We start from the raw sequence: 1071 nt of genomic DNA, 5'->3' as shown, positions 1-1071 counted from the left end.
CGTGGCTTGCCCCCGCCCCCACCGTCCCCGACCTGCGCGACCTCTTGACGGAGCCCACGAGGAATCTCCCGGAGCCGACCGGCACACGGAAGGCAAGGCGACAGGAGCCCCGGGAGAACTAGAGCCGCCGCAGCACGTGGGCGAGCAGTTCCCCCGTGCGTGCGGCCGAGTCACGGCCGGTCTCCAGGACTTCGCGGTGTTCCAGCGGGGCACCGGTCGTGCCCGCGGCCATGTTGGTGACCAGGGAGAGGCCCAGCACCTCCATGCCGGCCTCGCGGGCGGCGATCGCCTCCAGCGCCGTGGACATGCCCACCAGGTCGCCGCCCATGGCACGGAGCATGCGCACCTCCGCCGGTGTCTCGTAGTGGGGTCCGGGCAGCTGGACGTAGACGCCCTCGCGCAGTGACGGCTCGATCTCGCGGCCGAGGGCACGCAGCCGGGGCGTGTACAGGTCGGTGACGTCGACGAAGCCGGCGCCGCGGACGGGTGAGGCACAGGTGAGGTTGAGGTGGTCGCGCAGCAGCACGGCCTGCCCGGGGCGGTACTCAGGGGCGATCGCGCCGCAGCCGTTGGTCAGCACCATCGTGGAGCATCCGGCGGCGGCCGCGGTGCGTACCGCGTGGACGGTGGGGGCCACGCCCCGGCCCTCGTACAGGTGGGTGCGGCCGAGCAGCACGAGAACGCGCTTGTCACCGACCCGGACGGAGCGGAACCGGCCCGAGTGGCCCGCCACGGCGGGTGCCGGGAAGCCGGGCAGGTCGGTGACGTCTCCCTCGTGGTCGGGGGCACCGAGCGCGTCGGCGGCCGGGACCCACCCTGAGCCCATGACCACCGCGGCGTCGTGGGTGGCGGCGCCGGTCAGCGCGGCGAGCCGTCCGGCGGCCCGCCGCGCGCTCGCGAACGGGTCGGAGGCGTCGTCGCTGTGGGCGCGCAGGGAGGCGTCGGGGGCGGAGGCGTGCGTCATGGCGGGAACCTTCGGTGTCGGGGTGGTGCGTCTCGGCGAGAGAGCCAGGTGTGGTGCCTCCCGGCGCGGTACCGGGGGGCACCACACCGTSSCYCGGCGTCCGCGCC

At 75.0% G+C, this 1071-nt stretch carries 1 protein-coding gene; it reads right to left on the bottom strand.

Translation table 11 applies throughout. The annotated features are described in order from the left end of the window. Window positions 1-118: 118 nt before the first annotated feature. Window positions 119-964, bottom strand: coding sequence for a purine-nucleoside phosphorylase (locus tag AB8Z75_RS34760; RefSeq protein WP_369209104.1), 846 nt, complete (start codon window positions 962-964; stop codon window positions 119-121). Window positions 965-1071 lie beyond the last annotated feature (107 nt).

This window comes from Streptomyces sp. PU-14G, assembly GCF_041028275.1.
In the GTDB taxonomy this organism is placed as follows: domain Bacteria; phylum Actinomycetota; class Actinomycetes; order Streptomycetales; family Streptomycetaceae; genus Streptomyces.
The sequence above is the reverse complement of the archived record's forward strand: the minus strand, read 5'-3'. Positions and strand labels throughout refer to the sequence as shown.